Source organism: Niabella beijingensis, from assembly GCF_020034665.1.
GTDB classification, from domain to species: Bacteria; Bacteroidota; Bacteroidia; order Chitinophagales; family Chitinophagaceae; genus Niabella; species Niabella beijingensis.
In genome coordinates this window covers 20,348-43,113 of sequence record NZ_JAIQDI010000002.1, presented here as the reverse complement: position 1 = coordinate 43,113, position 22,766 = coordinate 20,348, and the positions used below count along the sequence as shown (strand labels likewise).

At 49.4% G+C, this 22,766-nt stretch carries 19 protein-coding genes; 9 read left to right on the top strand and 10 right to left on the bottom strand.

Annotation, left to right across the window (positions count from 1 at the left end):
* Nucleotides 1–266: 266 nt before the first annotated feature.
* Both pyrF and manA read right to left on the bottom strand, forming a co-directional pair.
* The gene (gene pyrF, locus K7B07_RS16295) at nucleotides 267–1,070 is read right to left on the bottom strand and encodes an orotidine-5'-phosphate decarboxylase (protein ID WP_223711473.1); all 804 of its coding nucleotides are present in this window, start codon (nucleotides 1,068–1,070) and stop codon (nucleotides 267–269) included.
* 15 nt (nucleotides 1,071–1,085) lie between these two features.
* Nucleotides 1,086–2,306, bottom strand: a complete 1,221-nt coding sequence (manA, locus tag K7B07_RS16290; protein WP_223711471.1) for a mannose-6-phosphate isomerase, class I — start codon at nucleotides 2,304–2,306, stop codon at nucleotides 1,086–1,088.
* A 39-nt stretch (nucleotides 2,307–2,345) separates the two neighbouring features.
* Here manA and K7B07_RS16285 point away from each other — a divergent pair, with 39 nt between their 5' ends.
* From K7B07_RS16285 to K7B07_RS16265, 5 genes are all read left to right on the top strand, one after another.
* The gene (locus K7B07_RS16285) at nucleotides 2,346–2,702 is read left to right on the top strand and encodes a YraN family protein (RefSeq protein ID WP_223711469.1); all 357 of its coding nucleotides are present in this window, start codon (nucleotides 2,346–2,348) and stop codon (nucleotides 2,700–2,702) included.
* A gap of 179 nt (nucleotides 2,703–2,881) precedes the next feature.
* Nucleotides 2,882–3,559, top strand: a complete 678-nt coding sequence (locus tag K7B07_RS16280; RefSeq protein WP_223711468.1) for a hypothetical protein — start codon at nucleotides 2,882–2,884, stop codon at nucleotides 3,557–3,559.
* Nucleotides 3,560–3,606: 47 nt separating this feature from the next.
* Nucleotides 3,607–4,515, top strand: a complete 909-nt coding sequence (gene xerD / locus K7B07_RS16275; protein WP_223711466.1) for a site-specific tyrosine recombinase XerD — start codon at nucleotides 3,607–3,609, stop codon at nucleotides 4,513–4,515.
* 90 nt (nucleotides 4,516–4,605) lie between these two features.
* Nucleotides 4,606–5,436 (top strand): DUF2911 domain-containing protein, encoded by an 831-nt coding sequence (locus K7B07_RS16270; protein WP_223711464.1) that lies wholly within the window; start codon nucleotides 4,606–4,608, stop codon nucleotides 5,434–5,436.
* Between the two features lie 25 nt (nucleotides 5,437–5,461).
* Nucleotides 5,462–6,343 (top strand): DUF6263 family protein, encoded by an 882-nt coding sequence (locus K7B07_RS16265; protein ID WP_223711462.1) that lies wholly within the window; start codon nucleotides 5,462–5,464, stop codon nucleotides 6,341–6,343.
* Nucleotides 6,344–8,125: 1,782 nt separating this feature from the next.
* Here the strand turns inward: K7B07_RS16265 and K7B07_RS16260 are convergent.
* The 3 genes from K7B07_RS16260 to K7B07_RS16250 form a co-directional block, all read right to left on the bottom strand.
* Complete coding sequence (locus K7B07_RS16260; RefSeq protein ID WP_223713912.1) at nucleotides 8,126–8,545, bottom strand: ORF6N domain-containing protein; 420 nt, start codon at nucleotides 8,543–8,545, stop codon at nucleotides 8,126–8,128.
* 313 nt (nucleotides 8,546–8,858) lie between these two features.
* Nucleotides 8,859–9,284: a helix-turn-helix domain-containing protein gene (locus K7B07_RS16255; protein WP_223711460.1), complete on the bottom strand. Its 426-nt coding sequence runs from the start codon at nucleotides 9,282–9,284 to the stop codon at nucleotides 8,859–8,861.
* Between the two features lie 220 nt (nucleotides 9,285–9,504).
* A complete protein-coding gene (locus K7B07_RS16250; RefSeq protein ID WP_223711458.1) occupies nucleotides 9,505–11,643 on the bottom strand; it encodes a S9 family peptidase in 2,139 nt (712 codons plus the stop codon).
* Between the two features lie 170 nt (nucleotides 11,644–11,813).
* On the opposite strand from K7B07_RS16250, the gene K7B07_RS16245 reads away from it, so the two are divergent.
* Nucleotides 11,814–12,311, top strand: a complete 498-nt coding sequence (locus K7B07_RS16245; protein ID WP_223711456.1) for a hypothetical protein — start codon at nucleotides 11,814–11,816, stop codon at nucleotides 12,309–12,311.
* Nucleotides 12,312–12,390: 79 nt separating this feature from the next.
* Complete coding sequence (locus tag K7B07_RS16240; protein ID WP_223711454.1) at nucleotides 12,391–13,098, top strand: carboxypeptidase-like regulatory domain-containing protein; 708 nt, start codon at nucleotides 12,391–12,393, stop codon at nucleotides 13,096–13,098.
* A gap of 4 nt (nucleotides 13,099–13,102) precedes the next feature.
* Here K7B07_RS16240 and K7B07_RS16235 read toward each other — a convergent pair whose 3' ends face one another.
* Nucleotides 13,103–13,540 carry a GNAT family N-acetyltransferase gene (locus tag K7B07_RS16235; RefSeq protein ID WP_223711452.1) on the bottom strand — a complete coding sequence of 146 codons (438 nt, stop codon included), beginning with the start codon at nucleotides 13,538–13,540 and terminating at the stop codon, nucleotides 13,103–13,105.
* 253 nt (nucleotides 13,541–13,793) lie between these two features.
* Here K7B07_RS16235 and K7B07_RS16230 point away from each other — a divergent pair, with 253 nt between their 5' ends.
* Nucleotides 13,794–14,621 carry a hypothetical protein gene (locus K7B07_RS16230; protein ID WP_223711450.1) on the top strand — a complete coding sequence of 276 codons (828 nt, stop codon included), beginning with the start codon at nucleotides 13,794–13,796 and terminating at the stop codon, nucleotides 14,619–14,621.
* A gap of 52 nt (nucleotides 14,622–14,673) precedes the next feature.
* Here the strand turns inward: K7B07_RS16230 and smc are convergent, their stop codons facing one another.
* The 4 genes from smc to K7B07_RS16210 form a co-directional block, all read right to left on the bottom strand.
* The gene (smc, locus tag K7B07_RS16225) at nucleotides 14,674–18,201 is read right to left on the bottom strand and encodes a chromosome segregation protein SMC (RefSeq protein ID WP_223711449.1); all 3,528 of its coding nucleotides are present in this window, start codon (nucleotides 18,199–18,201) and stop codon (nucleotides 14,674–14,676) included.
* 299 nt (nucleotides 18,202–18,500) lie between these two features.
* Entirely contained in the window at nucleotides 18,501–19,820 is a 1,320-nt protein-coding gene (locus K7B07_RS16220) for a lysine N(6)-hydroxylase/L-ornithine N(5)-oxygenase family protein (protein ID WP_223711447.1), read from the bottom strand.
* Complete coding sequence (locus K7B07_RS16215) at nucleotides 19,795–20,865, bottom strand: acyltransferase family protein (RefSeq protein ID WP_223711445.1); 1,071 nt, start codon at nucleotides 20,863–20,865, stop codon at nucleotides 19,795–19,797. Before K7B07_RS16215 ends, K7B07_RS16220 begins: the two co-directional genes overlap by 26 nt.
* Before the next feature lie 33 nt (nucleotides 20,866–20,898).
* Complete coding sequence (locus K7B07_RS16210) at nucleotides 20,899–21,519, bottom strand: GNAT family N-acetyltransferase (protein ID WP_223711443.1); 621 nt, start codon at nucleotides 21,517–21,519, stop codon at nucleotides 20,899–20,901.
* A gap of 85 nt (nucleotides 21,520–21,604) precedes the next feature.
* Between K7B07_RS16210 and K7B07_RS16205 the strand changes: the two genes are divergently transcribed.
* Nucleotides 21,605–22,588: a helix-turn-helix domain-containing protein gene (locus tag K7B07_RS16205; RefSeq protein WP_223711441.1), complete on the top strand. Its 984-nt coding sequence runs from the start codon at nucleotides 21,605–21,607 to the stop codon at nucleotides 22,586–22,588.
* The last annotated feature ends 178 nt before the right edge of the window (nucleotides 22,589–22,766 follow it).

Here is a 22,766-nt window from a genome sequence, read left to right as displayed (position 1 = left end):
CATAAAGGTGCAGCGCACCGGGAATAGCGTAAACAGCGGGTTATCGCCGCGCTGCGGCTGGGATGGTCGCCAGGTACCCGGATTACAAAGAGGAGCGGCGCGCTGCACCTGTTTTGATAAATTGTAAGGGAGATTCCTATCTGCCGGACGTTTCAGCCGGACGAGGGCTTTCTTATCCTGACGCATACACGATTCATCAGGGCAACAGGACATTTCATTTTAAAATACCTTTTGCAACCGTCTCGCTTCAGAATACAAATGCTGTTTTATTTTAAATAGGAGGCCATCTCTTCCTGATAGGCGGCTGCGGCAGTGGCTGCGGCAGTGGCGAAGTCCGGCCCGGCTGAAGCATAGATCACGGCCCTGCTGGCATTTACCAGCAATCCGCAGTCCCTGTTCATTGCCTGCCGGGAAATGGCTTCCAGGCTGCCTCCCTGGGCACCCACACCGGGCACCAGTAAAAAATGATCCGGCACCAGTTCACGGATCCTTTTGAATGCTTCCGCCTGCGTAGCCCCTACCACAAACATCAGGTTCTTATCCGTTCCCCATGCAGCAACCGTCTTTAAAACCTTTTCATACAGCAATTCCTCACCGGCCTGCTGCAATTCAAAATCCTGTGCGCCTTTATTGGAGGTAAGTCCCAGCACAATGGCCCATTTGCCTTCATATTCCAGGAAGGGGCGCACGCTGTCTTCCCCCATATATGGAGCTACCGTTACCGCATCAAAAGGCAGGGTCTCAAAAAATGCCCGTGCATACTGATCGCTGGTATTGCCGATATCTCCCCGTTTTGCATCAGCTATTTTAAAATGACCAGGGCCGATATAATGTACTGTCCGCTCCATTACATCCCAGCCCTTTGTACCCATCGCTTCATAAAAAGCGGTATTGATCTTATACGCCACACAGGTAGCGCGTGTAGCGTCAATAATGGCTTTATTAAAAAGAAATACTGCATCCGCATCCCCGGATAAATGAGCGGGGATCTTTTTCGGATCGGTGTCCAGTCCCACACAGAGGTAGGAGCGCTTTTCATCAATCAGGGAAACCAGTTGTTCTCGGGTCATTCTTATTTCTGTTTATTAAATATTTATTAATTCTACCGGAACCGTTGCCCGGAACAGCCGGGAGCTGGCGCCGGCCAGTACTTTTATAACAGCACCCGGAAAAGCTGCTGCTGCAATCGTTCCGGACTTCAGTACCACACGGCTGTCTGCTGCCGACAATTCCACCTCTCCGTCCGTCAGTAAAAAGATCTCGGCGGTGGAAGGCTGCAGCGTGATCTCATCGCCGGTTTTAAGATCGTAGGAACGCAATTCAAAATCCGGAACAGGTGCCGGATAGACCCGTTCCTTTCCTTTTGTATTACTGATCACCTGGGGATGTGTTGCTTCGCATTTTGTATGTTTCAACAGCTCCGCCGTATCGATGTGTTTTGCGGTCAGTCCGCCCCTCAGCACATTATCGGAGCTGGCCATGATCTCCACATTATACCCTTCCAGATAGGCATGCGGCACACCCGCGTCCTGGAAGATCGCCTCACCTGTTTTCAGGTGCACGATATTGAAAAAGTAGATGGAAAAGATCCCCCTGTCGATGGAACCGGGTTGTATAAAGGTTTGTGCGGCGCGGGCTGCCCAGAAATCTTCTGATACTTTATCCAGCTTCTCCTGCAGGTACAGCGGTATGATGCGGTTGATCAGCGGCTGCAGCAGTTCGTTCACTTCCTCCTGCGGCAATTCCATGGCCATCTTATACAAGCCTTTGTATCCTTCCTCTTTGAATACCGGCAGAAATACGTGCAGCTCCGGCACTGCTTCGAGTGTCTGTACTAATTTCTTTTCCGGCTTGAATCCATGCAGGAGGTAAAACGGGCTCAGCGCTACCATCAGCTCCGGCTTATGATTGGCATCCTTGTAATTGCGGTCGGGCGCATTCAGCGGCACCCCTTTCTGATTCTCCGTCTCAAAATCAAGCGCAGCCTGCGTTTTAGAAGGGTGCACCTGTATAGAAAGCATGTCCTTTACATCCAGCACCTTCAGCAAATAAGGCATCTGGCCAAAGGAGCGTTTCACCGCCGGTCCCAGTAATGCTTCCGGATCTGCATTGATAAAGTCCCGGAGCAATACATTGTCCCCCTTATCCAGCAGCAGCCGGCACTTGGCAGCGGGATGCACTCCCATCCAGTATTCGGCAAATGGTTTCATTTGCGGATTTTCTACCTGAAGCAGGGAAGGGATAAAGGTAACGCCACCCCAGTCGTAATGCTTGACCTCTCCTTCCAGTAAAGCCAGTTTCTGCATATTAAAACATTAGATTAACTTGGGGGTAAAGATAACTGAATGGCCACACATAATCAATTGGGAAAACACGGAGAACAGCTGGCCGCTGCTTACCTGGAAGAAAAAGCATACACCATCCTCTTCCGGAACTGGCGTTATTCCTATTATGAAATTGATATTATTGCCAGCCAAAACAACAAATTACATTTTATAGAAGTGAAAACCCGGAGCAGCAGCCGGTTCGGACATCCGGAAGAAAGCGTTACCAAAAAGAAATTCCGGTACCTGCAGCAGGCCGCAGATGAATTCCTGCATCAGCATCCCGGGCATTACCGCATCCAGTATGATATCCTTTCCATCACCTTCCGGCCGCATCAGCCTCCCGAATACTTTTTGATCGAGGATGTTTTTCTGTGAGCTGTAAGGGGTTGAGGTTCGAGAGTTGAGAGTTGAGATTCGAGATAGCAGGTTGCAGTTCCACAGGAAATACCATCAGAACCAATATGCTTCCGGCCTTCAAAAAACCCGATCAAACTCATTGATAATTTGTAAATTAGCGAACTGCATTTATTTTATAACGATCTTAAACAACAAGAATGAAACTGAAATCCTTTTCATTTAGTGCAATCGCACTGGCTGCGCTGCTTGCCTCCTGTGGTGGTGCCGAAGGAACAGCCGAAACAGCCCCTACCTCTTTCTGCAACGATTCTGCCTGTATCACCGAGCCCCTCCGCCTGGGAAGTCCGACACCCGACAAACCCTTTGTGACCCTGAGCTTTAAAGACTGCAAGATCGATTCCATCCATTTCGATAAAGCAAAGGCGGGAAAAACCGATATCGTTTTCTCTGAATTCTTTGAAGGCAGCGACGTAAAACCCAGCAAATCGCTTTTTGGATTTGATTATGGTGAAGGACAAAGCGCCTGGCTGAAATTTAATGATTGTGCTACCGGTCGTGGCTACCTGATAAAGATGCCGATGACAAAGGAAGGTACCCCTACGAAGTACAAAAGCGCCGTCAACAGCTTTGACCCCAAGTTCAAAGTGGCCGACGGGCTGGTTTCCTATTATGACAATACTTTTATTTATGTAGAAGATATCCAGACCGGAAAGGTGGCCAAGACCCTGCTCACCGACAAAGGAGTAAAAGGAGTAGATCATGACAATGTGCATTCGTTCCTGGACTCTGTAAACATCAGCAAAGATCATATCTACGCAAAAATCAAATACGAGGGGGAAGACATCATACATGACGATCCGCTCTCCTTTAAATAAACAAAAATCAAAAAAGCCTGTTAGTGATCTGACAGGCTTTTATCTTTATGTGGGAATCGTATAAAAAAAGTTTTCAGGCATATTTAAAACTGGAAAAATCGCTTTCCGGTAATTCCACCGAAGCATACATGAGGGATGTGGAGAAGCTGACGGACTACCTGCAAACGCAGTCGCTGGCCCTGGCCCCTGCCGATATTACACTCAAAAACCTCCAGGGCTTCCTCGCCTGGATCGCCGAACTGGGCATGCAGCCCGCCTCACAGGCCAGGGTGATCTCGGGCATCCGGGCATTTTACCGGTTCTGCCTGATGGAAAACATCGTACAGCAGGATCCCGCATTGCTCCTCGAGGCGCCCAAGACCCGGCGCTCCCTGCCGGATGTGCTCAGCTTTGAAGAAATCGAACAGCTTCTTTCCGTTATTGATCTCAGCAAACCCGAAGGCACACGCAATAAGGCCATCCTTGAGATCCTCTATGGCTGTGGCCTGCGGGTGAGCGAGCTGGTAAACCTGCGCATTTCTCAGCTCTACCTCGATGTGGGCTATGTACGGGTAATCGGCAAGGGCGATAAAGAGCGGCTGGTTCCTGTTGGAGATGCAGCAGCCCGGTATGTAAAAATATACCTTAAAGAGATCCGGAACCATTTAACCGTAAAGCCAGGCAACGAGGACATTGTTTTTTTAAACAAACGCGGCGCACAACTTACCCGGGTGATGATCTTTCTGATCATAAAAGACCTTGCGGCAAAAGCGCAGATCCAGAAAACGATCTCCCCACACACGTTCCGGCATTCGTTTGCCACCCACCTCATCGAAGGCGGTGCCAACCTCCGTGCCGTACAGGAAATGCTGGGCCATGAAAGCATTACCACCACCGAGATCTACACCCACCTGGACCGGGAGTTCCTCCGAAAAACACTGGATCAGTTTCACCCGCTTTTCAGCAAAAACAGCTAACGCTCCGCCTGTTGCCGGTTATGCTTAACAAAATAAGCATCCAAGTTGGAACATTCCTCTATTTTCGCGGTACAACAATCAAGTAACAAAATGAAACGTATTTTATTTTCCTCTTTTCTGGCGGGTATATGCTTCTGTGTGCAAAGCCAGGTGAAATTACCGGCTGCCAGTCCGGCCCAGACAGCAAAACAACATTTCGGACTGGGCACCATTGAATGGTCCTATAGCCGCCCCAGCCTTAAAGGCCGCCAGCTTTATACCGACCTGGCGCCTGCTGGCAAGCTGTGGAGGACCGGTGCCAATGGTGCTACCACGCTCACCGTAAGCGACGCCATCACCATGGGTGGCCAAACAGTTCCTGCCGGCACGTATGGTCTGCTTACCATTCCCGACAGGAATGCCTGGACCATTATCCTTACCAAACAGACAGACGTAACCAGCAACCCCACCGCCTATAAAGAATCGGAAGATGTGGTGCGGATCAAGGTAACACCTGTTACCACCAAAACCATTACGGAAAATTTTACCATCCAGCTGGAGAACATTACCCCCACAACTGCCGAGCTGCAGCTCTCCTGGGGCAATGTACGGGTTCCCGTACCGGTAAAAACCACCATCGATGAAAGGATCCAGGCCTCCATTGACGCTTCCATGCAATCGGATAAACCCGACTATTTTGCAGCAGCCACCTATTACCTGGAAAACAATAAGGATCTTGGAAAAGCCGTTGAATGGTTTGGAAAAGCGGCTGAAGCACAGCCGAAAGCCTACTGGATCCATTACCAGCATGCAAGAGCGCTGGCCAAAGCCGGTAAAAAGCAGGAAGCAAAAGTGGCGGCTGAGCGGTCGATGCAACTGGCTAAAGAGAACAATAACGACGATTATGTACGCAACAATCAAAAGCTGATCGCTACCTTATAATGTTTTAATCTTTAAAATCAAACAAATGAAGAAAATCACCTTAGCATTATTCAGTGCTGCCATGCTGGCTGCTTCTGCCCTGCAGGCGCAAAAGATCACGCTCCGGTTCAGCCCTGCAAACGGCAGCCGCTATGATGTAGCTACTGTAACGGCGATGAATATCAAACAGACGGTTATGGGCCAGCCGGCAAACGCCGATGTCAACAATACCGTAGCAGCACTCTATGAAATTGCAGATGCGGGCGCCGATAAAAACCTGACGATGACCTACGGGGCGGTAAAAACAAATATGAGCTTCATGGGTAAGGACATCTCCATCGACAGCGAAAGTCCTGACACCGCCAATGCCGGCAACAAAATGTTCCGGTCGATAAAGGGCCAGAAGATAACCGCCACCATTGCCAGCGATGGCAGCGTAAAAAAAGTGGAGGGCTTTGAAGCTATCAAGCAGCAACTGAACGCCGACAACAGTCCTGCCCGGCAGATGACGGAAGAGATGTTCTCGGATGCCACGATAAAGAGCTTGCTGGAACAGAGCCTGAAAATGTATCCCAAAGAAGCGGTATCCGCCGGCAGCACCTGGGCCTCCACCGTTCAGATCGAAAAGCCGTATAAACTGACCATGCAAAACAACTATACCTTGAAAAAAACAGAAGGTGGTAAAAGTTTTATAGACGTAACGGGGAAAGTGGGCACCAACGGGGCTACAAAAATGCAACAGCAGGGCATGGAAGTGGAAATAAATCTTGATGGAACCGTTACCGGCACCCTTACGATGGACAATGCTAGCGGCATCACGGATACCTCCGAGCTCACCCAGCTGCTTAAGGGTACTGCAAAAGTTCAGGGAATGGAAGTACCTATGGAGATCACCGTGAAGACGACCATCGATATGAAAAAATTATAAGGGCCATCGGCGGCAGATGGTTTATTGGCTGGAACAGGGTGGAACTTGCATGACAGGGGTCTGGCTTGCGTAAGAGCCGGACAAGTTTCTTCAGCCTTGCTGATCAGTGCGCAGTGACGCCGATCAGCTGTTGAAACATCCGCCCTTGCCCGGCTCGTATCCTCACCATTGCCGTCAACTTATGGGCCGAACCTATGGTTCTCCTGTTTTCATTGCGGGTTTTTTACAACGAACCCGGTTCGTTGTTGGCATATAAGGGCGACGCGATGCGTCTTCTGGCTTGCCTGCTTTTTTACAACAATACTTTATCCGGGCTTGCGTAAGAGCCGGACAAATTTCTTCAACCTTGCTGACCAGTGCGTAGTGACGCCGATCAGCTGTTGAAACATCCGCTCTTGCCCGGCTCGTATCCTCACCATTGCCGTCAATTTATGGGCCGAACCTATGATTCTCCTGTTTTCATTGCAGGTTTTTTACAACGAACCCGGTTCGTTGTTGGCATATAAGGGCGACGCGATGCGTCTTCCGGCTTGCCTGTTTTTTTACAACAATGCTTGATCCGGGCTTGCGTAAGAGCCGGACAAGTTTCTTCAGCCTTGCTGATCAGTGCGCAGTGACACCGATCAGCTGTTGAAACATTCCCCTTGCCCGGCTCGTATCCTCACCATTGCTGTCAACTTATGGGCCGAACCTATGGTTCTCCTGTTATCATTGCAGGTTTTTTACAACGAACCCGGTTCGTTGTTGGCATATAAGCACGACGCGATGCGTCTTCCGAGCTTGCCTGCTTTTTTACAACAATACTTTATCCGGGCTTGCGTAAGAGCCGGGCAAGTTTCTTCAGCCTTGCTGATCAGTGCGCAGTGACGCCGATCAGCTGTTGAAACATCCCCCCTTGCCCGGCTCGTATCCTCACCATTGCCATCAACTTATGGTCCGAATCTATGGTTCTCCTGTTTTCATTACAGGTTTTTTACAACGAACCAGGTTCGTTTTTGGCATATAAGGACGACGCGATGCGTCTTCCGGCTTGCCTGCTTTTTTACAACAATAGTTTATCCGGGCTTATAAAAGGCCAGCGGCCTGCATATACATAAAACTCCGGAATTTATTCCGGAGACTGCAACATGCTGCGGAACGCAGGAGTGCCGTAGGCACGACGCATAAATATCATCGGCCCGGCAGGTGGGGTACAACCCCTGTACTCCACCTTTAAGGTGGGGGGAGGCATCTAAAACCTAAACTGTTGAAGCAAATTCCTAAACCGTTGAAACAAAAAGCTAAACTGACCCACCTAAAAGTCTTTGCGTGCGAAACTTTTAGGTGGGTGGGGGGTATACAAAACCTAAACTGACCAATGGCGGGAGGTGGGCACCCCCACTTGTACGGGTAGGTCTGTTTAGGAAAAAGCTTCGACAGTTTAGCAAATTGCTTTGTGATTTAAGGTAAAAGCCTGGCGCGGTTGGTTATCAGGTACGGCGGAGTACCTGACAGGTGGGGGAAGTAGCCCGGAAGTAAAATGGACGGACGCCGAAGAACTCCTGTAAATACCGGATTGTACAACAGCTGTAAGAGTTTTGGCTGCATTGTGCCGCTCGCGGTGGTTATCGGTACAGAGTGTTAGAGAGCCTTCTTCCGTCTTGTTGTGTAGTGCAGGTAGCAGGCAGGTCATTTAATAGCTCATATCGTTTTTAATACTCACAGTTTTTCAGAATCGAACATAAACGGGAACTGTTTAAAAGGATTCATGCGGGCACGAACCAAGGCATTGTTTTCCGTTTATTATTCTCTTCCCTTCTCATATTGTTTAAAGCCTATTTTATTACGGGGTTTTGGAGTGCTTTGCTGACTGATCAGCTCTCTGAGGACGGTGAAAATGTTTTCAATATCCCTGCTGTTGCCTTTTACCTCTTTTTCCAGTTTTGCAAGTTGCATTAGTATTTCGGTATGGGTAAGTGTGTATTCCCGGAGCCTGGTAAATACGCGGATGATGCGGATATTGACCTCAATGGCGATTTTACTGTTTAATATACTGGAGAGCATGGCTACTCCCTGCTCTGTAAATACATTGGGGCGATAGCGGGTGCCTCCCCAACCTGCCTTGCCGGGCGGCAGACTTGAGGTCACAATTTGTGACCTCAACTTTTCCCATTCTTTTTCGGTAAGCGTACTCGCGCAGGTCTCCGACCTGTGCCTGCCTATTACTTGAGCTGTTGTTAATCTGTGGTAATTTATGGCCGTTATACAATACTACGCTCTTGCAATCAATAAGAAGCTAAGTAGGGTTGCTGCACCTTCTTTCATTCAAACTTAAGATGCCAGAATGTCACCTCTAAATAGTTAGTTTCTAATCAATTTGCAGAAGTCTCTTTTTCTTCTCCTGTGTGAGGGGATTAGCTCGTTTCTTTTTTTATGTTTTTAATGGTCTCGCTGAGGGCTTCGCCGTTGTCTGACCGCTGCCGTGCAGCTGGCCCCATTGCAGCACCAGGGGCAGCGGGCACGCCCTAATAATTATTTACTTCGCAGGTATTAGCTTGTTTAATTCGGCCATCATCTCATCCTTCTCCTTCAACATCCTTTCATACAACGCAATTTTTTCCTCATGCAGTTGAACCAATTTATCAATAGGATTAAAGGTGCAGTCCACATAACTAGCATTGTTATTCAGTGTGCCACTTCCCGAGTTAGCTCCTTCATAATTATTTTGAATATTGACAATAGCCTGTTCCTCATCAAAATTCTGAAACGCTTCCACAGGTATTTTTAATACAGTGGATATCTGTTGCAGCAAGGGCACATCAATGGTTTCTTTGGTTTCCAGTATGGATATTTTCTTTTGGTTCCAGTCGTCGCCTAGTTCCAGGGCCAGTGTTTCCTGTTTAATGCCCAGCATTTCGCGGAAGCGCTTTACGTTACGGCCTTCGTGTATCTTTTTCTCCATAATAGCTAAAAATTGTATTTATCAAAGGTTCAAATTTAGGCTTTTACGTTAATAATCCGTCTTGATAAAGGTAGCTAAAATATGCCGCAAATGGAATAAAATATCCGGGTAAACGCATCTGAATTGCAGCAGGAAGCATTGCCCGGATCCTGCGCTTCAGGCACAACGCATGATGCGCCGGGCCTGCAACAGCTTTCCAGGCACCTTTTTTCAATATTCCTTATTGAATCGTTATCTTATAATCCTTGGGAGGCACTGCTCCTAAAAGATGCTGCACAAAATAGTCCCAGCGGCGGCGGGTCATATAATACGAATCGGCACCATAGCCATGCCGCGCATTGGGGAATACCAGCAGGTCAAAGGATTTATTGGCCTTTATCAGGTCCTCCGCTACCAGGTAGGTATTATAGGGCGGCACATTATCGTCCATTCCTCCGGTAACCAGCAATAATTTTCCCTGCAGGTTGCCGGCATACAGCTGGTTGGCCTGCTTTTCATAATTATCCCCTTCCAGCAAACCGATATAGCGTTCGCCCCAGTCGTCCTCATAGTTCCGGTTATCATGATTGCCGGATTCGGCAATACCTACTTTAAAGAATTCCGGGTATTTAAACATGGCGGCGGCCGTGGCAAATCCGCCACCGGAATGCCCCCATATCCCTACCCGGTCCAGGTCCATAAAGCGGTTCTTTTCTGCCAGCTGCCGCAGCCCGGCGATCTGGTCCGGAAGCGTATTCTCGCCCATATTTCCGTAACAGGCATCGTGAAACGCTTTCGAGCGGTTGGGATTACAACTGCCTTCCAGTCGCACCACGATAAATCCCAATTCAGCAAGCGCCTGGAAGTCGCCGCTGGCAGCGCTGAACGACCAGCTGCCTACACTGCCCCCCTGCGGACCGGGGTAGATGTACAATACCACCGGATATTTCTTTGAAGGATCCAGGTGATGCGGCTTATATAACAATCCGTAGAGATCAAACTGCTGACTGGCGGATTTTACCGTAAACACTTCCGGCGCCTGCCATCCGGCGTTCTTCAGCTTATCCAGCTCCACTGTTCCCAGTTCGTGAAGGGTTTTTCCACTGTTGTTTTTCAGTTTTACCACGGGCGGAATAAGCGGGGTGGAATACCGGTCGGTGAAATAATTACCATCCGGCGACAGCACGATGGAATGGTTGCCCGGCTCCGGGGTCAGTGCTGTTACGCTTTTTCCGCTGAAATCAGTAATATAATAATGACTGAAATAGGGATTTTCACCCGGATCTTTTCCTTTGGCCTCAAAAAGGAGCTGTCTTTTCCCCGGGTTTACCTGCAGCATTTTTGTTACTACAAAATCGCCTTTGGTGATTTGCTGTTTTACCGTGCCGGTGGTCAGATCATACAGGTACAAATGCCCCCAGCCGCTGCGCTCGGAATACCAGATCGCCTCATTCGTTTCCGGCAAAAACCTCCAGTTCGTCATTCCCTGGCCGGATTCATATTGTGTAGGCACTTTTTCTTCAAACACCGTACGCACTTCACCGGTAGCAGTAGCAGCGATACGGAAGCGGGCGATCTTATGATCGCGGCTTACGGATACAAAGGCCAGTTGTGTTCCATCGGTGCTCCATTCCGTGTCGCCCAGATCTCCGTCGCAGGCAATATCATCACAAAGCGTGCCCCTCCGTTCATCGGGCTCCATTTTAAAACGGACGGTGGTTCCTTTTTCCGCATCGATCACCACCCGTTGTATTTTTATGATGGCACTGTCGCCCGGAAGGGGGTATTTCCATTGCTCCAGTTCCGGAGCGCCTACTTTTGTGCGCACCAGGTACATATCTTCTACATGCCGCTGATCCTGCTGAAAGGTGGCGATCTTTTTACTGTCCGGCGACCATAGTACAACGGGCCGGTCGGAATGTTTCCAGCCCGCGTTATCCGTGGCGTACCCGAAGTCCTTTATCCCGTCGGTGGTGAGCTGCCTGTCGGTACCGGCGTCCATATCCTTTACCCAAAGATTCCAGTCTTTAATGTATACCGCTTTCTTCCCATCCGGCGATACCACGCTTTGCGGCGGAGCCGGTCTTCTGTCTGAAGAACGCGGTTCCGCAGGTGCTTCTGTGCTCGTAACCGGCCGGGCATTCCGGGCGGCGGGATCAATGTACACATACTGTGCAGTGCCCGGCACCCGGTACCACAACCGGCCATCCTTCAGCCATTGCGGGTTTACCGTCATGGAATTATACGCTTTGGCCGCGGGGCCGCCGCTCATAGTGCTCACCGCGCGATCATAGTCGGCGCTGGTCAGTACTTTTTTTTCCTGGGCAGGCAGCTGGGTACAAAGGCTGAAAAGCCCTGCCAGTAGTATATATTGCTTCATAAACAAACGATTAAACTGCTGAAAAAAATTTCCGGCCAAAATAGTTTAAATTTTCGGAAATTTGTACAGCTTCCGTAAAGGAAGGTGAAAGCCATTGATTGCCGGCTGTAGGGTTAATGGACTTTCTGTTTCACCAATAAGACCAATGCGTTTACTGTTAAAGGAATTGAATGAAGGCACGCAGGTATATACGGTTTTTGCTGATTCTTTCGGCAGCCGGGTTTCTTGCCGGATGTCAAAAGAACGGGGATAGTACGCCCTCGAGCTACACGCTTACCACTATCTATGAAAATCCTTTACCTGAACCCGTCAGTATACAATATATGAGCGGCCGGATCAATCCGGAAGGCGACACCACGATTCTTTTAACCGGTGAAAAGATACTCGTGGATGCCAATTCCAGCACCCAGGTGGTGGAAACGATCTGCTTAAAAGATTGTCCTCCGTCCTCAGTACTTCTGCCTTTTAATATTGCAAAAATCATTATTGGTGAAAAGCAGCGGACAGCCGTCAATTGCAGTCTGATGCCTGCTGCTGCCGGCGCACCAGCTTGCAGCGATACTTCCAATATATTCAATATAGCCCGCTGGTCTGTCAGTTCAAAGAACCCGGGAGAAATGCTGAAAACCTATACATTGACCAACCAGGATATTGGCGAGGCCCGTTAAAGCTCCTGCTTCGCTTTAACAAAAGATTGGATACGGCGCTGTTTCCCGATCAAAAAGCCGGCTTAATTTTATTTAATATATGTGGCGCATCCTTTTCATACTACTTACGGGAACAACGCTGTTGCCTGCAGCGGCTATCGGACAAACTCACCTCAGAGGCAATATTTTTTTATACACCAACGACACACCGGTGCCCGGAGCTTCGGTCACCAATCTGACCAGCGGAAAGACCACCGTGGCGACACCTGCCGGTACTTATGTGATTGAAGCAAAGAACCGGGATCTTGTTGTTTTTTCGTTTACCGGCATGACCAGCGATACGGTGAAGGTGGAAGAGCAGTTATTAAAAACAGGCTATGATGTAGGCCTTAAAGAGGATCCCCGCACGTTACGGACGGTTACGGTGTCCAGTAATTATCAGCTGGATTCCTTACGGCGCCGGAAAGAATACAGTGATTATTTCGAAAAAGGGCCGGGCATTACCGGTGGCAATCGTCCTTCGGACGGATTTGGAATTTCTGTAAGTCCCATCAGCCATTTTTCCAAAAAGGCAAAGGAGCAGCGTAAATTCAGGAAGCAGCTGATCAAGAATGAAGAGGAAGCCTATATTGATTATGTTTTTTCACCGGGCTGGGTAAGCCGGCTTACCGGTTTAAAAAATGATTCGCTGCAGCAATTCATGTACCAGTACCGTCCCTCCTATCAACTGGCGCGGACGCTTGACCGGCCCAGTATGACTGCCTATATTAATGACCGGTATAAAGAATTTATCCGCAGAAAAAAATAAAAAGCTAAGAAGCAGAAACCTTTTTCAGGTGCAGCAACGGGTAGGGCTTGCCGGCACCATCGGTAGCAGCACGCCCGGTAATTTCAAATCGCTGGTGCAGGTAAAAACCGATCGCCTGTATATTCTGCTCGTTTACATCAACGGCATCGCATCCCAGCGTTACTGCATGCTCCAGCAGCTGCTTTCCCACACCCTTTCCCCGCGCGGCCTCATCTACAAAAAGCATTTGAACCTGTTTGTCCGTTATACCAAGAAAGCCGGTCAGCGTGCCGGTGGTCACATCCCGGTAAACAAACAACCGCACCATTCCGAAATATTCCGGCATCCGCGCCTTGTAATAATCAAAATCTTCCCGGCGGAGAAAATCGTGCGTGGCATGCACTGCAGATTCCCATATCGCTAGAAGCCTCGGATACTGTCCGGGAACGGCCGGCAAGATCATATGGATGCTGTTTGTTGAGCCGCAAATATACGGTTTCGGCCGGACCGTTTGCAGCAGCGGTCAACCATTTCCATAGCAGGCAATACCAGTCCGGAAACACTTACAGCCGCCAATGGAAACGCATACCTGTTACCGGTGTGATCCGGCAAAACAGTATCTGCAAAGAATAAGGATCAATAACCTGCATATAAAAGTCCGTTTTTACCAAAACAAAGCGATTTTTGCAATTGCGGGTTCAACCCGTATAACACATATGAACCGATACCTGAAAGCATTTTTGATCGCTGCCTGCATCCTGCTTGCTCTTGTTCTGATAGGCATCGGAGGCACTTACTGGTCCATGCAACGGAGACAGAAGCAGGCAGAAAAAGACGGTGAAAGATTTTCTGCCGAATGTGATACGGTACGTATCATCACGGAGCAGCCCAATATCCGTTTTTCAGGGTTTAACCGCAAAGAGCTGTCAGCACTGCGTTTCCGGCTGCTCCGGGGCGGAACGTTCTGTCAGGACACGATGCTCCGTCCTTCATTTGATGATCAGAAGGGGAACGACATATCTTATTCTTTACAGGTTCCCTACCGCAGTTTTCTGAAGCAGGATACCATTGTATTAACCACTGCAAACGGGCTGCATTATTTTATATCCGGCTATCATCATTATGCCTATCTGCATTATGGTATGTTTGGATACCTGGGCAGTCATGACTGCCGTTTTTCCGACGACTGTGTCATCAACAACAGCAGCTCCTCCGGCGGTGTCATTGTCCGGAATGAAGGCTGGGTGCACCCCGAGCGTTCGCGGCTGGTACGCAGGTTCCGCGCAACCACCGCGGAATTTGACAGTATCGCCAACCAGTCGGCCATTAACTATGCCGCGGCACACCAGATTTTTGAACAGCACCGAGCCAACCGGCAGCTCTATTCGTTGCTCACCTTTCGCATAGAAACGGGCCCCGAAGGCGTTTTTTATATATTCGGCGAAGAACGGGAAACAAGGAACCGGGCCCTTGAGGTACTAAAGATCGATGCGCAGACCGGCGAGTGCCGGCGCCTCCGGAATTACCCGTTTGATGAGCAATAAAAAAGCCACCTGCAGTAACAGGCGGCCTATTTAAATAATAACAACTAAAAACCTAATTCTGTGCCGCAAGGCTGCGAAAATCCACGCTTACCAGTTTGCTTACACCCGGCTCCTGCATCGTTACCCCATAGATCACATCCACCGTGCTCATCGTGGTTTTGTTGTGCGTAACGATAATGAACTGGGAATTCTGACTGAACTGGCGGATCATATTGGTGAACTTGCCCACGTTGGCATCATCCAGCGGAGCATCCACCTCATCGAGGATACAGAACGGTGCCGGTTTGATCAGGTAGATGGCAAACAACAGCGCGGTTGCCGTCAGGGTCCGTTCTCCCCCGCTCAGCTGTGTTAATGAGGTCGGGCGTTTCCCTTTTGGTTTTGCCACTACATCGATCCCCGTATCTGCAAGGTTTTCCGGGTTCTCCAGTACAAGGTCACACTGATCGTCCTCTGTAAACAGCGATTTAAATACTTTCTGAAAATTCTCCCGCACCTGGTTAAAGGTATCGAGGAATTTCTGGTTGGCCGTAGCTTCTACTTCTTCAATGGTCTTTAACAGGCTTTCCTTTGCATTTACCAGGTCGCTTTTCTGTTCTACAATAAACTCATAGCGCTTCTTCATTTCCGTAAATGCTTCAATGGCCGTAGGGTTCACTTCACCAAGGTTCTCCAGCCGCTTTTTCATCCGGTCGGCCTTTTCCTGCAATTCTTCCACGGCTGTTTCCGAACTGCGCGGATCATCCAGGATATCTTCGATCTGGATCTTGAACTCCACGTTCAGCCGCTCCCGTGTGCCGGCCAGCTGCAGCTTCAGCTCATTCAATTTGTCTTTAATGGCTGCCAGCAAATGCTCTACCTGCTCCTTCTCACGGATCTTATGCCGCAGTTCGCTTTCTTTTTCGTTCAGCACGTTCCGCATATTGTAGTACGACTGATCGGCTTCGTTCAATGTTTGCTGGTCCTGTTCGCGGCTGCGGATCAGGTTCAGCAATGTTTCTTCGACCTCTTTCAGGGCGCTCTCAGAACTGATGATCTCGCCGCCGGTATCCGATAACTGGGTCGTGCTTTGTTCGATCTGGCGCTTCAGTTCGTCCAGCTGGTTGGTCTTAAAATTCAGTTCCTGCTTCAGGGCTGTCACTTTGCTTTGCTGCCGGGTTACGTTCAGGTTAAATTCGTTAAACTGTGTTGTAGCTTCCTGGTATCCGCCTTCGGCCTGTTTAAACGTCTCTTCTGCTTCAGAAAGCTTGTTGGCATTCTGCTGCAGGATTTCGGTAAATTCCGCCAGCGACTGCCGTACACCGGCAACCGAGCTTTGTGTATTCTGTAATTGCTCTGTAAGTTCTTCTACCCGGTTCTTTGCAGTACCCTGCTGGCTTTGCAGGTTCTCCGACCGGTTCTGCAATGCAAATACCGCGTTGGTCAGTTCCTGGATCTCCTTCTGCGTTTCTTTGATGGCATTTTCGCGCAGGTCTTCATTAAAGGCGATCACTTCATTGTGCCTTGCCTGTATCTGCGCCCGCAGGTTTTGTACCACTTCATCCTGCGCCGCTATATCTTCCTGCAGTTTTTCCAGGTTCTTTACCCGGCCGATCTTCTTTCCTTCGATCAGGCCCACGCTGCCACCGGTAAGGGTGAACTTGCCTTTTACAAACTTGCCCTGTTTTTCGATCACTACAGAACCGTTGCTGTTCTCCAGCGCTTCTTCTCCTTCTGCAATAAATACATTGCCCAGCAGGTGTTCTGCCAGCTTGCGGTATCGTGCCTCCACCTCGATCACTTCCAGCGCCGGGATGGCGCCCTGTAAACTGTGACCATTGCTGTTATCCGCTTCAATCTTATTCAGCAAAAAGAAATTGGCCTTCCCTTTTTTCTGATCGCTCAGCAGATGAACGGCCTGCAGTCCCTGTTGCAGGTCTTCCACTACGTAATAGTTCAGATAAGGTTCCAGCACATTCTCCAGCGCCGTGCGGTATTCTTCTTTTACATAAAGAATATCAGAAAGGATGGGCGCCTGGGTATTCCATTCTTTATTGTTGTGCAGGAATTTTACGCTTTCGGGGTAGCCCTCCATCGAATCGATCATACTTTTCAGCAGGTCGTGTTCATTCCGCTTTGCATCCAGGGTACGGTTTTCATCTGCCAGCTTATTGCGCAGCTCTTCCACAATACCCTGTGTTTGCAGGATCTGTTCCTTGGTATGATCGTGATGTGCCTGCAGCTGTTCCAGGGAAGCGTTCTTTTCTTCCAGCTCCCGTTCCTTCAGGGCGTGATCGGATTGTACTTTTTGTAAGTGTTCTTCCCGTTGCGCCGATTCATCCTCGATCTGGTGAATGGCCCGTTGCAGGTTCTGTACCGAAGTATCGGCTACCGCTACTTTCTTCTCCGCCTCAAACTGTTCGCGCTGCACCTGCTGGTATTCCATACGCAGACTGTCCACACCGTGGCGCTGCTCATCCAGTATGTTACGTTTGCGGGTCACTTCATCCCGGAAATTCTCCAGTTGTTCCGTGAGTCCCTCATATGCTTTTTCTTCATCACCCACCTGCTGTTGTGTAAAGCCGATGCTTTCTTCGATGCCCTTTAGTTGTGCGTCGGATTTGGAAAGGAATTCCTGCAGACCGGTTTCCCGTTCTTTCAGGTATTGCAGGCGTTGTACGGCCAGGTTCTTATCGCCCTCTTTGGTGCGCACCTGTTGTACCAGCTCGTTATAGGCGGCCTGCATGCTTTGCAGGGCGCGTTCTTTTTCAATAAACACCAGCTTCTCCTGCTCTATATGCGCTTCGGCAGTAGCAATCTCCGCTTCCAGTCGTACCGACTTATCCGTCTCCGCCTGCTGCTGTTCATTCAGTTCTTTATAGGTAAGGTTAAACCCTTCCAGTGCCGCTTTGGCCAGTTCAATGCTTACCTCACGGTATTCTTTTTTTATCTCGTGGTATTTTTCTGCTTTTTTAGCCTGACTTTCCAGGGCCTTCAGCTGGTTGTTGATCTCAAACAGCAGGTCTTCGATCCGGTTCAGGTCCTGCTCGGTAGCATCCAGCTTTTGCTTGGCCTCTTTTTTACGCGTCTTATAAATGGAAATACCGGCAGCCTGCTCCAGCATCCGGCGGCGGCTGTTGTCCTTGTCTTTGATAAGGTCATCCACCATGTCCAGGGCAATGATGGCATAAGAGTCCGTACTCACCCCGGTATCCATAAACAGGTTCTGGATATCCTTCAGCCGGCACTGCACATCATTCAGCCGGTATTCACTTTCCCCGCTTTTATAAAATTTGCGGGTAATGCGCACGGTGCTGAATTCGGTAGGCAGCAGGTTCTTGGTATTCTCAAAGGTCAGACTCACCTCTGCCAATCCGCTTGCCGAACGGGTTTTCGATCCGTTAAACACCAGCGAATCCAGGTTCTCGCTCCGGAGGGCGCTGATCTTCTGTTCCCCGATCACCCAGCGGATGCTGTCCACAATATTGGATTTTCCGCAACCGTTCGGTCCCACAATGCCGGTAATATTGTCGTCGAAATTAACGACCGTTTTATCGGCAAAACTTTTAAACCCTTTTATTTCAAGACTTTTTAAGCGCACAGTATTTTTCTGTTTTAATGTAAAGGCGAAAATAACGGTTCCGGCCCCAATGCGAAAGCCTGTTTTTGCACACATAAGGGTGGAAAACAAGGCAAAAACGTGGAAAAGCTGTGGATAACCCTCAATATTACATTCCCCGGGCCCGCGGGATATGGATCACCGCCGGCGGTTGAATATGGGGGATAATTCCAGGAAATATTGTGCTATCGGGCCGGTTCTTTGGTAATAACACGCTTTCTTACAGATTGTTGCTACCTGAAAAACAGATTATTTTATTGTTATCAACGAGGGCCACTCCCTTATGCGGCTCCATCACTGTTTGGCCGCTGAGGTGCGCTGAACTGCTGAAAGACGGTAGGGCCATCTACCGGGTAATGATCCCGGCCCAGGATAGTATTAATGATCACCGCATTCCGGTAAGGCCCCAGTCCCAGCTCGGGTGCCGTAAATCCATGGGTATGCATTTCTGCATTCTGTACAAACAGGGTATGATCCGGATCGATTGCATACCGGCGTGTTATTTTAAAGTTGCCCGCAGTATCGTAACAGATCCGGTTGTGCAGCGGCTCCAGGAAGGATGGCTGTGTGGTCTTATAGCCGGTGGCCAGTATAACATGACGAGAATGCTGTTCAAACCATGCATCCTGTTCTTCCTGATAAAAGCGGAGCAGCCAGTTTCCTCCGGCAGGCCGGATCTCCCGTAATGCTACATTGGTCATCAGCGTTGCGGGCATTACGTTTCCCTCCGTCATCCGATCGTACAGATGATCATAAACAGCATTGATCAATTCATAATTAATACCCCGGTACAATGAATCCTGCCGTTGAAGGATGGCTGTTTTCTGATGTTCCGGCAGCCGGTAAAAATGATCGATATAGGCAGGCGTGGCCATTTCAAAACTCAACTTCGTATGCTCCATCGCATAGAAGCGCGCCGACCGCGTCATCCAGGCCAGCTGCTGATCCCCTTCCCGGCCGGTCTGTAACAGGTCATAAAAAATTTCCGCTGCACTCTGGCCCGATCCCACTACCGTTACCTGTTTTGAATGCTGTATCATCGCACGGTGGGATAAATATTGTGAAGAATGCAGGATACGATCGCCCAGCAGGGGCATTGCAAAACCGGGCACCGACGGTTGTGTGCCCACGCCGATAACCACATGCCGGGCAACAACTTTCTGTATAGCGCCGGTTTGCGGGTTGCTACCGGTGATGGTATAGCATTGCCGGGCAGCTTCGTAACAGACCATCGTCACCTTCCAGTTGAACCTGAGGTTGGATAACCGGCTGCAAACCCAGCGGCAATACCGGTTGTATTCACGCCGGGTGATCACATTGCTTTCATGAATACCAAACTGCAGCAAACGTCCGTGCTGTCTTAAAAAATTAAGATAGGTATACGGACTGCAGGGATCAGCCAGTGTCACCAGGTCCGCCAGGTAAGATACCTGTAAGGTGCTGCCCGGCAGCAGCATGCCTTCATGCCAGTTGAATTCCGGTTTTGCATCCAGGAAAATCGTTTGCAATTCCGACAGTGGTGCACACAGTGCTGCCAGTCCCAGGTTGAACGGACCGATGCCGATACCTGCGATATCATAGATCCGGTTGTCTTCTTTCATAAAACCGCTTTATTTTTTTTGATCCGCTCAGTATAAAAAACAACAACAGGAAGCTGGTGGTGGCAGTGGCATATACTGCAAGCAGCGAAGAAAACAGTTGCAGTCGGTTGTAACCGAACAACGGAAAACACCAGAAGATAACGATCCATTGCAGGATATAAGCCAGCAGGATATTGTCGCTCAGCCATTGCAGCAGATCAAAGAAATAATTCTTCCTTATTTTTTTTGCCAGCCCTATAAACAACAGCACCCAGCCCATTGCCAGTCCGATATGAAACAAGGTGCCGCCCCGGCCCAGGCGGTAAAATTCCGTTTTCCATTCAGGCGGCTCTGCAAGCGATAATAAATAGCCTGCCAAAGCAAGGCCTGTCGTCAATATTATCAGCAGTTTATTAAAATCAGTACCGTTCAAGCGCGTAAGCAGCGCACCGGTTATTAAGCCCGCCAACGGATATAATAACCAGGGAAACAACGGAAAGAAGGCCTGCGGCGGTTTTCCGTTCAGCAATGCAAGGGGAATCGCCGGTATTCCGTCGCACTGCAGCTTCCAGGCAAATGGTGTTATCAACAATACTATAAGGAATGCAAGGCCGTACCAGGTTACGCTTGTGATACGTTTTCTGAGCACAGCGCAACAGGCATAGGCAATGGCTGCAAACTGGAGGATATCCCCGGTTAAAAACAGTTGTGTTGCGGTATTTTCGGTCACTCCGCTATCCGTTAAAAATTGTTGCGGGATCCATCCCCAATGGTAAGGCAACAGCAGTTTGCATCCATTCAGCAGGTAACCCGCTGCCAACAGCATGCCCATTCGTTTTAAAATATAGGCCGTTGTTTTTTCGCGTCCCAGGGCGATGAACAGTCCCATCAGCAGCATAAACAAAGGAGCCCCCGATGTTTCTGCCAGGAAACCGAGTAGCATGCCCAGTGGCCCCTGTTTTACGGGCAGTGTGCTGTATAATAACACTGCGTGGATGGCCGGCATTACCAGCACCACAAAACCGCGGGCCAGTGAAAAACCTTGTCGTTGATATTGTGTTAGCATCAGATATTGATTTACTGGATGTATAAGAAAGTTTTAGTTTTCATCACGTGCGATCATATACAGGCGTGCCCTTTTATCGTGCAGCGGCAATGTTTTTATATAGCGGAAGCCCGCCTTTTCCGCCAGGCGGCAGGCGTTGGTATTGCGTTCATCCGGTTCGGCAACAATACGCACAACGGAAGTGAATTCAAACAGCATCCGTTGAACAACCCTTAATACCCTCAGCGATAAACCGGCAGCCGATTCAGCAGCTACCGTTTTTATTTCCCTGTAAGGCGCCATCAGCAAATGAATGCCATAATCGCCGCCGGTAAAATCCGCCATGCCTGCCAGCTCCGATTCCAGCACGGGATATACTTCAACCAGTGCCACCGGAACATTTCCGATACAGGCAAAAAAGAGCTGCAATCCGTTGCTGGTGATCTTTGGTTCATAAAATTCATACAGCATTTTCAGCGATCCCTGCATGCCCCAGAAACGGTGCGCATAAGGCTGATTGACCCAGCGGTAAAGCACTGCCAGGTCCTTCCGCAATACCACCAACCGTATACCCAGGGCCTGAGGGGAATTTTCAGCAGCATCCCGGTACAGGAACAATTCATCCAGACTACCTGTAAAAATTCCGGCAGACCGGTCTTTTCTATGTTTATTCATATTTTAATTATTTTTTATATTATTTTTATGTTATATAAATAACCGCCGGAACACCCCGGACATCCCTAACCCAACCTGTTGTTGTATGGATCACCTTTTTGAGATCACCTCACCCGATAACGACTCTTTTTTCTGGTCGGCGCCGGAGGCTTACCGGCACCAATCCCTGCTCATCCCTTCCATGTCTGCCCTCGCCGTATCCGGCGGATGGGGTCATATGTTGTTTCAGCACCGGCAACAGGAAGACTTTACGATCTGGTACAGCACTTACTGTGTAGAGCAGCGGCGCCGGTTTAAGGTCCGTGCTGATGTGCCTGTTATCGAATTCAGCTTTCTGCTGCGCAACAGTGTAATGCAACAAATGAATTCCCTTTACGATAAGCTGGTGGAAGAAACCCAGTTCAACATCTTTTATCTTCCCTATATCGAAGACCGGGTATCGTTTGAACCCGGATTGCCCTATACCACGCTGGACATTCATTGCACGCCTTCCTTTTTACAAAAGCTGGAGCCTTACTATCCCGGTGTTGTCCATCCTTTCCTCGATGCTATTGCTGCCAACACCGCCACCCAGGTATTTCCACAGCACCTGTTTGCCACGCAGAACATGGTATTCCTGGCGCAATGGATCCTGCGGCTGCTGCGGGCAGCTGTAGTGAATAACCTGGAGCTGGAGCTTGCGGTAAAGCTGCTGCTTTGCGCTGCCCTGGAATGCAAAACACCCCTGCAGCTCGGCGGCCGCATCATCACGCTGAGCGAGCTCAGCCGGGTAAACCGCGTCAGCATCCAATTGCTCAAATGCTTTACCCGGGAGCCCAACCTGCGTATACTGGCCCGGCAGGCCGGTATGAACGAGACCTTCCTCAAAAAACTGTTTGCCCTCCGGTTTCAGCAGCCGCCCTACCGCTACTGGAACACCTACCGGATGGATGAAGCGTTTACCCGCGTTATCAGCACCGATGAACCCCTTACGGATATTGCGCTGGATATGGGTTTTTCTGCGCTCTCCAATTTTTCCAAGACTTTTAAAAAGTTCTATGGCCTCAGTCCGGTCCGCTATCGTAAATAAAAACACGATTGGATAACAACAACGGCTCTCCGGCATTGCATCTTTGGATCCGGGAACAATAAAAAAGAAACAGGGATTCACAGCCTTCTTCCGTTCCCGACAGGCGGTGCCGAACACCTGTAAAAAATAGTAGGCAATATCTCTGAACTGGATCGCTGCATCAAACTCAATGCGGCGA